Genomic DNA, 8,693 nt, shown 5'->3' with positions numbered 1-8,693 from the left:
CGTGCGGACGGCCGGGCCCGACGGCGCGTCCGCCGGTCCGCACGGACCCCTCCCCCTCCCCCCTCTCCCCCACCTCCTGCCCCCTCCCTCCTCCCGTCACCCCGGAGTGAACGACATGACAGACCAGCAGGTACGCATCGTCTCCCTCGGCGACATCGCGCCGAACCGCCGCCGCGGCGGAGACCTCCGCGCCCTTCTCACGCCCACCACCGCCGGGTCGACCAGCGGCTTCATGGGGGTGGCCATAGTGCAGCCCGGCGACCGCATCGCCGAGCACTACCACCCGTACTCCGAGGAGTTCGTGTACGTCACCGAGGGCGCCCTGGAGGTGGACCTGGACGGAGTGCCGCACTCGCTCTCCACCGGGCAGGGGCTGCTGATCCCGCAGGACATGCGCCACCGGTTCCGCAACGCGGGGGACGTCGAGGCGCGGCTGGTGTTCCACCTGGGGCCGCTGGCCCCGCGTCCGGAGCTGGGCCACGTCGACACGGAGGACGCCGCGGGCAACGCGCTCCCGCACGACGGGCAGCACGCGGCGGGCACCGGGCACGAGCGGCCCGCCCCGGCCGCCGAGGTGGTGTCATGACCCGGCGACGGGTCGCCGTCACGGGCATAGGCGTCGTCGCCCCGGGCGGGATCGGCGTGCCCCAGTTCTGGGGGCTGCTGTCCGACGGCCGTACGGCGACGCGCCGCATCTCCCTGTTCGACCCGGCCGGGCTGCGCTCGCAGATCGCCGCCGAGTGCGACTTCGAACCGGCGGACCACGGGCTGGGCCTGGCCACGGTCCAGCGGTGCGACCGGTACGTGCAGTTCGCGCTCGTGGCCGCCGCGGAGGCGGTACGGGACGCGAACCTCGACATGGCCCGCGAGGACCCCTGGCGGGCGGGCGCCACCCTGGGCACGGCGGTCGGCGGCACCACCCGGCTGGAGCACGACTACGTCCTGGTCAGCGAGCGCGGCACCCGCTGGGACGTCGACGACCGGCGGGCCGAGCCGCACCTGGAGCGCGCGTTCACCCCGGCCACCCTCTCGTCGGCGGTCGCCGAGGAGTTCGGGGTGCACGGACCGGTGCAGACCGTGTCCACCGGGTGCACGTCCGGCCTCGACGCCGTCGGGTACGCCTATCACGCGGTCGCCGAAGGGCGCGTCGACGTGTGCCTCGCGGGCGCGGCGGACTCGCCGATATCGCCGATCACCATGGCCTGCTTCGACGCCATCAAGGCCACCTCGCCGAACAACGACGACCCCGCGCACGCCTCCCGGCCCTTCGACGCCGAGCGCAACGGCTTCGTCATGGGCGAGGGCGCGGCGGTGCTGGTCCTGGAGGACCTGGAGCACGCCCGGGCCCGGGGCGCGGACGTGTACTGCGAGATCTCCGGCTACGCCACCTTCGGCAACGCGTACCACATGACCGGGCTGACCAAGGAGGGCCTGGAGATGGCGCGGGCCATCGACACGGCGCTGGACATGGCCGAGCTGGACGGCTCCGACATCGACTACGTGAACGCGCACGGCTCGGGCACCCAGCAGAACGACCGGCACGAGACCGCGGCCGTCAAACGTTCGCTGGGCGAGCACGCCTACGCGACGCCGATGAGTTCCATCAAGTCCATGGTGGGCCACTCGCTCGGCGCGATCGGCTCGATCGAACTGGCGGCCTGTGTGCTGGCGATGGACCGTCAGGTGGTGCCGCCCACGGCCAACTACACCACCCCCGACCCCGAGTGCGACCTGGACTACGTGCCGCGCGAGGCACGGGAGCGGACGCTGCGGCACGTGCTGTCGGTGGGCAGCGGCTTCGGCGGCTTCCAGTCCGCGGTCGTACTGAGCGGCTGCGAAGGAGGGCTGCGATGAGCGGACCACAACGGAGCGACGGCACCAGCCGGCGCGCGGTCGTCACCGGACTCGGCGTGGTGTCCCCGCACGGCATCGGCGTCGAGGCGCACTGGAAGGCGGTCGCCGACGGCGCCAGCAGCCTCGGGCCCGTCACCCGGGAGGGCTGCGAGGATCTGCCGCTGCGGGTCGCGGGCGAGGTGCGCGGATTCGACGCGGCCGAGACGGTCGAGGACCGCTTCCTCGTCCAGACCGACCGGTTCACGCACTTCGCGCTGGCCGCCACCCAGCACGCGCTGGCCGACGCCCGGTTCGGCCGGGCCGACGTCGCCTCGCCGTACTCGGTCGGCGTGGTCACCGCCGCGGGTTCGGGCGGCGGCGAGTTCGGGCAGCGGGAGCTGCAGAACCTGTGGGGTCAGGGGTCACGGTACGTCGGCCCGTACCAGTCGATCGCCTGGTTCTACGCGGCCAGTACCGGCCAGGTCTCCATACGGAACGACTTCAAGGGGCCCTGCGGGGTCGTGGCCGCCGACGAGGCGGGCGGCCTGGACGCCCTGGCGCACGCGGCGCTGGCGGTGCGGGGCGGCACCGACACGGTGGTCTGCGGCGCGACGGAGGCGCCGCTGGCCCCGTACTCGATCGTCTGCCAGCTCGGCTATCCCGAGCTGAGCCGCGCCACCGAACCCGACCGCGCCTACCGCCCGTTCACCGACGCGGCCTGCGGGTTCGCGCCGGCCGAGGGCGGTGCCGTACTCGTCGTCGAGGAGGAGCGGGCGGCCCGGGACCGCGGGGCGGACGTGCGGGCGACGGTGGCCGGGCACGCGGCCACCTTCACCGGACCCGGCCGCTGGGAGCAGTCCCGCCAGGGGCTGGCCCGGGCGATCGAGGGCGCCCTGGCCGAGGCGGGCTGCCGGCCCGAGGAGGTCGACGTGGTCTTCGCGGACGCCCTCGGTGTCCCGGAGGCCGACCGGGCCGAGGCCCTGGCCCTGGCCGACGCGCTGGGCCCGCACGCGAAGCGCGTGCCGGTCACCGCGCCCAAGACCGGGACCGGACGGGCGTATTGCGCGGCGCCGGTGCTTGACGTGGCGACCGCGGTGCTCGCGATGGAGCACGGGCTGATCCCGCCCACCCCGCACGTGTTCGACGTGTGCCACGACCTGGACCTGGTGACCGGCCGGGCCCGCCCAGCCGAGCCGCGCACGGCCCTGGTCCTCGGCCGCGGGCTCATGGGATCCAACTCGGCGCTCGTCCTGCGGCAGGGCGCCGTGCCACCCGCGGACCGATGACAGATGACAGATGACCCAGGACCGCCGCGAACCAACGCCACCCCCGAGTGTGCGCCGCCTCCGGGTGAGCGCCGACCCGAGTCAAGGAGGACACCCATGACCGACCAACTGGACTACCAGGTGACCGTCGAGGAGCTGGCGGCGCTGATGAAGCGCACCGCCGGCGTCCACGTCGACCCGGTCACCCTCCGGCAGCAGGCCGACGACGGTTTCGACACCTTCGGCCTGGACTCCCTCGGCCTGCTGGGCATCGTGGCCGAACTGGAGAAGCGGTACGGCCTCGGCCTGCCCGAGCAGGCCGAGCGCTGCAAGACGCCCACGGAGTTCCTCGCGCTGGTCAACAGCGCCCTCAAGACGGGAGTGTGACATGGCAGGGCACACCGACAACGAGATCACCATCGCCGCTCCGATGCAGTTGGTCTGGGACATGACCAACGACATCGAGGGCTGGCCCAGGCTGTTCAGCGAGTACGCCTCCGTGGAGGTGCTCGAGCGCGACGACGACCGCGTCACGTTCCGGCTCACCATGCACCCGGACGCAGACGGCAAGGTGTGGAGCTGGGTCTCCGAACGGGTCGCCGACCCCGTCACCCGCACGGTGCGCGCCCAGCGCGTCGAGACGGGTCCCTTCCAGTACATGAACATCGTCTGGGAGTACTCGGAGACCGCCGAGGGCACCGTGATGCGGTGGACGCAGGACTTCGCGATGAAGCCGGACGCGCCGGTGGACGACGCCTGGATGACGGACAACATCAACCGCAACTCCCGTACGCAGATGGCGCTGATCCGGGACCGGATCGAGCAGGCGGCGGGCGAGCGGCGGACCGCCTCGGTGCTCGCCGACTGACCCGGCCGACACTCATCACCCGTCAGCCGTCACCCGTAAGCGAAGGGCAGCACCCCATGCACCACACACTGATCGTCGCCCGGATGGCACCCGGCGCGGCACCGGACATCGCGAAGGTGTTCGCGGAGTCCGACGGCGGCGAGCTGCCGCACCTGGTGGGCGTCAACCGGCGCAGCCTCTTCGAGTTCGGTGACGGCGTGTACCTGCACCTCATCGAGAGCGACGAGGACCCGGCCCCCACCATCGGCAGGCTGACCGGGCACCCGGAGTTCCGCCAGGTCAGCGAGCGGCTCGAGCCGTACGTCTCGGCGTACGACCCGGCGACGTGGCGCGGTCCGAAGGACGCGATGGCGCGCTGCTTCTACCGCTGGGAGCGCACCGCGGCCGGCTGACGGCCGTCCACGCGCCACTTCGGGGTCGCCCGGCACCGGCCGGGCGGCCCCGAAGGCGTGCGGCATCGTTGTCCCCGATGCCCCCGGCCGCCGATCGGTTGCGCTCCGGGGGCCAACGCGGCTGTGAGAAGACCCACTTGGGGATCTGTGGGATTTCGCACAACTTTGCGCTTGGATCTTGCGGGGACAAGAGCACACGACACTCCGCTGTGCGCGCCCCGCCGACCAGCAGAGAGGACGCACGTCGTGGGCAGATCCCCCGCCCGCAGTACCCGCTCCCGCAGAGGCAGGCGCCGCGGACCCTCCCGCGTGCTCCTGGTCTGCGTCGCCCTCGGGGCGGTGCTGATCACGGCGGGCGCCGCCGTGGCGTACTGGCGGGACACCCGGCCCCCGGTGACGGACGACCAGGTGGCCGACGTGGCGGACGCCCTGGACGCCGCCGGGACGCGGTCGCCCTCGCCCTCCCCCTCGGCGTCACCGTCCACGAAGGCGTCCTCGTCGACCTCGCCCTCTGCCTCGGTCTCGTCCTCGGCCTCCACCATCGCCATTCCGGCGACCGGACCCGGCACCTTCGTCACCGCCCAGGCCGACGGCACGACCGTGGGCACCGGCAGCCGCGTACGCCGCTACAAGGTCCTGGTCGAGGAGGGCATCGACATCCGGCCGAGCGCCGCCGCCGCCGAGATATCCGACGTGCTCGCCGACAGCCGCGGCTGGACCCAGGACGGGACCAACTCCTTCCGGCTGGTCAGCACCGGCTCGTACGACTTCGTGGTGAAGATCGCCACACCGGGCACCGTCGACAAGATCTGCGGCGCGGCGGGCCTGCTCACCCGGGGGAAGGTGAACTGCAGCGTCGGCACGGACGTCGTGGTGAACCTCAAGCGCTGGGTGCTGGGCTCCCCGGAGTTCGACGGCCCGATCCACGAGTACCGGGCGCTGATCGTCAACCACGAGGTCGGCCACCGCATCGGCCACGGCCACGAGACCTGCCCCGGCGCCGGCCGGCCCGCCCCGGCGATGATGCAGCAGATCAAGGGCCTCAAGGGCTGCGTCGCCAACGCCTGGCCCTACGACGAGGACGGCGACTACCTGGGCGGCCCCTCGGTCCCCTGAGTCACCCCGCGGGAGCGTTCGGCGGGCGGTCCGCGGGACAGGCGGCGGGGCCCGGGGTGATGATCGGTCCATGACCACCACACCGCGTTTCGACCCCCGTGCCCTGCTGGCCGGGAGCCGGCTCGGCGTACTCGCGACGATCAAGTCCGACGGCCGCCCGCAGCTCTCGCCCGTCATGCCCGCCCAGTGCCCCGGCAGGCAACGTTTGCCCGTCAAGGAGCGGCGTCCGGTGCGTGCTCTCGGCGTGCTGGCCGGAAGTCCTCGTACTGGATGTACTTGGGCTTTCGGCCGGTGCGGCGAGAGTGCGTGCCGGGCGTCGCGACGGGGCGAACGTTGCCTGTTGGGGCGCTGAGACCCGGAGGCCGACGTCGTCCGGGTCTCGACCCGCGAGGGGCTGGCCAAGACGGCGAACCTGCGCCGGGACCCGCGGGCCACGCTGGAGGTGACCGCCCCGGACGGCAGGTCCTGGGCCACCGCCGAGGGCGTCGCCACCCTCACCGGGCCGGGCACCGACCCGCACGGACCGGAGGTCGAGGCGCTGGTGGAGTACTACCGCGCCGCCACCGGGGAGCACCCGGACTGGGACGAGTACCGCGCGACGATGGTGTCCGACCGCCGGGTGCTGCTCACCATCGCCGTCGAGCGCGTGTACGGGGCCGACATCGGGTGAACGGCTGAACCGGCCCGGGACCGGGGCCCTTTCAAGATTTGTGCCGGAACGGTGATAGATCCGCCCGCCGTTTGCGTACCTCCTGGCGTCACGAGCACGAGTGCGGCGAGTACGCGTGCGAGTCCCTCGCGTCGCCCTGGAGGCATCATGCGCCTGTCCCGCAGCAGGATCGGGGTCGTTGTCCTGTTCGGTGCGATGACCCTGACCCTCACCGCGCTGGCCTTCCCGGCCGTGCTCGGTCTGGACAAGCCCGACGGCAACCAGAGCCGGGTGGTGGCCAGCACGAAGTACGGGCCGCTCACCGAGGCCGACCGCAACTTCGTGGTCAAGGTCCGGGCCGCCGGGCTGTGGGAGTACCCGCTGGGCGAGATGGTGATGGAGCGCGGTACGACGAAGGCGATGAAGACGGCCGGCGAGCATCTGGTCGTCGGGCACGCCGGTCTTGACGCGATGTGCCGCGAGATCTCCCCCGAGCTGGGCGTCACGCTGCCCAACCGGGCCTCGCCGCAGCAGGAGGGCTTCGTGGAGACGGTGGGCGCCAAGACCGGCAAGGAGTTCGACTCGGCGGCGGTCAACGTCATGCGGGTGACCCACGGTCAGATCTTCCCGGCCATCGCCAAGATCCGGGCCTCCACCAAGAACACCCTCGTGCGGCAGTTGGCCGACCTGGCCAACGACACGGTCCTGGACCACATCACGGTGCTGGAGAAGACCGGCCTGGTCCAGTACGACGACGTCACCTTCAAGCAGACCGGCCCGGCGAAGCTGCCCGAGGAGAAGGTCACCCCGCCCCCGCCGCAGCCGGGTGAGCAGGTGCTGGTGCTCAAGCCGCGCCCCGACCTGGACGTGAACACCGCCTCCCCGACGCCCACTCCGTCACCGGCGGCCCCCTGACCTCGGAGCCGGGTCCGGACCCGGGTCGGCGGGCGCTCGCCGCCGGCCTCGCTGAAAGCGGCACCGATGCCGCCGCTGCCCCGCCCGGTCGTGACGGCGGCACCCCGATCACGGCCCGGTCACGTCCCGTGGCACCGGGAACGGGCCGACGCCCCGGCGCGTTCATGGGGTTGGCGGCCGACGGAGACCGCCGGCCATGACCACCCGGCGCCGGAAGGAGCGACACCGGCACGGTGCTGCGGCACGGGACGGGCTCCCCGCCCCGTGCGCCCGTGCCCGTCCGGGGCCGAACGAGAGAGGGAGAGCGGGACCATGACCGCTTCCGGGCCGGGCAGCGGCGCCACACCGGGCGAGCCGGACGGTACGCCGTCCGTGCCGGAGTACGTCTGGCGGCTGTTCCAGGAGGACGACGAGCGCGCCATCCGCGACTCCGCCCCAAGGGAACCCTCCGCGCGGGACCGGGCCCCCGGCTGGCGGCCGGAGCCGCCGGCTGGCCGGGAGCCGCGACCGGCAGGCCCGGACCCGGATGCGCACCCGACCGCGCACCCGGACACCCGCCCGGATACTCACCCGGGCACCCGTCCCGGCCGCCGGGGCCTCTCCTCCGGCACGGTCGGTGAGGCGTGGCGCCCGGAGGATCCGTTGACCGGCCCGGCCTGGCGCGAGCTGGACGGCCGCGGCCGGCTGCGGCGGGCCGGCCGGGTGCTGGGCACCGCCGCCGCGGTCGCCCTCGCGCTGACCGCGTGGTCGCAGCTCTCCACCGGCCCGGTCGCCCCGGGCGAGGAACCTGCCGAAACGATCGGACAGCGCCTGGAGGAGAGCCCGGTCCTGCCCACCCCCGCCTCCCGCGCGCCGACGGAGTCCGCCACCGCAAGCCCGGCGGTCTTCGAGCCCGCGCCGTCCGCGATACCCCGGGCGTCCGGCTCCCCCTGGACAATCGACTGAACATCTGTTTAACATGCTGTACATGCGTTCAATCCCGGAGGACCGGACCACCCGGGCCCTCATCCGCGACGAGGCCCTCGGCCTGTTCGCCGCCCACGGCCCGGACTCGGTGACCGTGCGGCAGATCGCTACGGCTGCCGGGGTGTCGCCCGGCCTCGTGGTGCACCACTTCGGCTCGAAGGACGGGCTGCGTCAGGAGGTCGACCAGTACGTCGTGGCCGTCTTCGAGGCCATGCTCGGCGAGCTGGCCGGCGAGGGCGGCACGGAGACCCTCGACTCCGGCGCCGAGGCGGCGTCGCTGAGCGCGGCGTTCACCCGCCACCTCCCGGCCGGTTCCCCCCTGCCGGGGTACCTCCGCCGTCTGCTGCTGACCGACACGGACGCCGGACGGCTGCTGTTCCGCCGCCTCTACGAGCTGAGCCGCACCGCCCTGGCCGAGCTGACCGCGGCCGGACTGGCCGCACCGGGCCGGGACCCGGCGGTCCGCGCGGCCGTGCTGCTCGCCAACGACCTGGCCGTGTTCCTGCTGCGCGACCGCATCGGCGAGGTCCTGGGCACCGACCCCCTGTCGGCGGACGGCATGGCCCGCTGGGCCCCCGAGGTGCTCGACATCTACGCGGGCGGGCTGACCGCCGTGCCTCCCCCGGAGGCGTCCCCCGGGACCTAGCGAGCCCGGAAGTCCAGGAGTGCCGGAAACGACCAGGAAGGCC

At 73.4% G+C, this 8,693-nt stretch carries 10 protein-coding genes and 2 pseudogenes; all 12 read left to right on the top strand.

Annotation, left to right across the window (positions count from 1 at the left end):
* Positions 1-115 precede the first annotated feature (115 nt).
* The 12 genes and pseudogenes from KUM40_RS21620 to KUM40_RS21565 all read left to right on the top strand — a co-directional run bounded on the left by KUM40_RS21620 (position 116) and on the right by KUM40_RS21565 (position 8,650).
* Positions 116-586 carry a cupin domain-containing protein gene (locus KUM40_RS21620; protein ID WP_217167667.1) on the top strand — a complete coding sequence of 157 codons (471 nt, stop codon included), beginning with the start codon at positions 116-118 and terminating at the stop codon, positions 584-586.
* Entirely contained in the window at positions 583-1,854 is a 1,272-nt protein-coding gene (locus KUM40_RS21615) for a beta-ketoacyl synthase (protein ID WP_217167666.1), read from the top strand. Before KUM40_RS21620 ends, KUM40_RS21615 begins: the two co-directional genes overlap by 4 nt.
* The gene (locus KUM40_RS21610) at positions 1,851-3,119 is read left to right on the top strand and encodes a ketosynthase chain-length factor (protein WP_217167665.1); all 1,269 of its coding nucleotides are present in this window, start codon (positions 1,851-1,853) and stop codon (positions 3,117-3,119) included. The genes KUM40_RS21615 and KUM40_RS21610 overlap by 4 nt, the downstream gene beginning before the upstream one ends.
* 96 nt (positions 3,120-3,215) lie before the next feature.
* On the top strand, positions 3,216-3,485 hold the full coding sequence (locus tag KUM40_RS21605) for an acyl carrier protein (RefSeq protein WP_217167664.1): 270 nt from the start codon (positions 3,216-3,218) through the stop codon (positions 3,483-3,485).
* A 1-nt stretch (position 3,486) separates the two neighbouring features.
* Entirely contained in the window at positions 3,487-3,966 is a 480-nt protein-coding gene (locus KUM40_RS21600) for an SRPBCC family protein (RefSeq protein ID WP_217167663.1), read from the top strand.
* 56 nt (positions 3,967-4,022) lie between these two features.
* A complete protein-coding gene (locus tag KUM40_RS21595; protein WP_217167662.1) occupies positions 4,023-4,358 on the top strand; it encodes a TcmI family type II polyketide cyclase in 336 nt (111 codons plus the stop codon).
* 246 nt (positions 4,359-4,604) lie between these two features.
* Positions 4,605-5,474 carry a DUF3152 domain-containing protein gene (locus KUM40_RS21590; protein WP_217167661.1) on the top strand — a complete coding sequence of 290 codons (870 nt, stop codon included), beginning with the start codon at positions 4,605-4,607 and terminating at the stop codon, positions 5,472-5,474.
* Positions 5,475-5,544: 70 nt separating this feature from the next.
* Positions 5,545-5,658, top strand: a pseudogene (locus tag KUM40_RS42690) (pyridoxamine 5'-phosphate oxidase family protein); the annotation flags it as partial.
* Positions 5,659-5,823: 165 nt separating this feature from the next.
* A pseudogene (locus KUM40_RS21580) lies at positions 5,824-6,144 on the top strand (PPOX class F420-dependent oxidoreductase); the annotation flags it as partial.
* A 147-nt stretch (positions 6,145-6,291) separates the two neighbouring features.
* Entirely contained in the window at positions 6,292-7,038 is a 747-nt protein-coding gene (locus KUM40_RS21575; RefSeq protein ID WP_217167660.1) for a DUF4142 domain-containing protein, read from the top strand.
* A 312-nt stretch (positions 7,039-7,350) separates the two neighbouring features.
* A complete protein-coding gene (locus KUM40_RS21570; RefSeq protein ID WP_217167659.1) occupies positions 7,351-7,983 on the top strand; it encodes a hypothetical protein in 633 nt (210 codons plus the stop codon).
* Positions 7,984-8,005: 22 nt separating this feature from the next.
* On the top strand, positions 8,006-8,650 hold the full coding sequence (locus KUM40_RS21565; protein ID WP_217167658.1) for a TetR/AcrR family transcriptional regulator: 645 nt from the start codon (positions 8,006-8,008) through the stop codon (positions 8,648-8,650).
* Positions 8,651-8,693 lie beyond the last annotated feature (43 nt).

The organism is Streptomyces sp. AC512_CC834, assembly GCF_019049325.1.
Lineage (GTDB): Bacteria > Actinomycetota > Actinomycetes > Streptomycetales > Streptomycetaceae > Streptomyces.
Note: the sequence above shows the minus strand (reverse complement) of the source record. Positions and strands in the feature narration are given on the sequence as shown.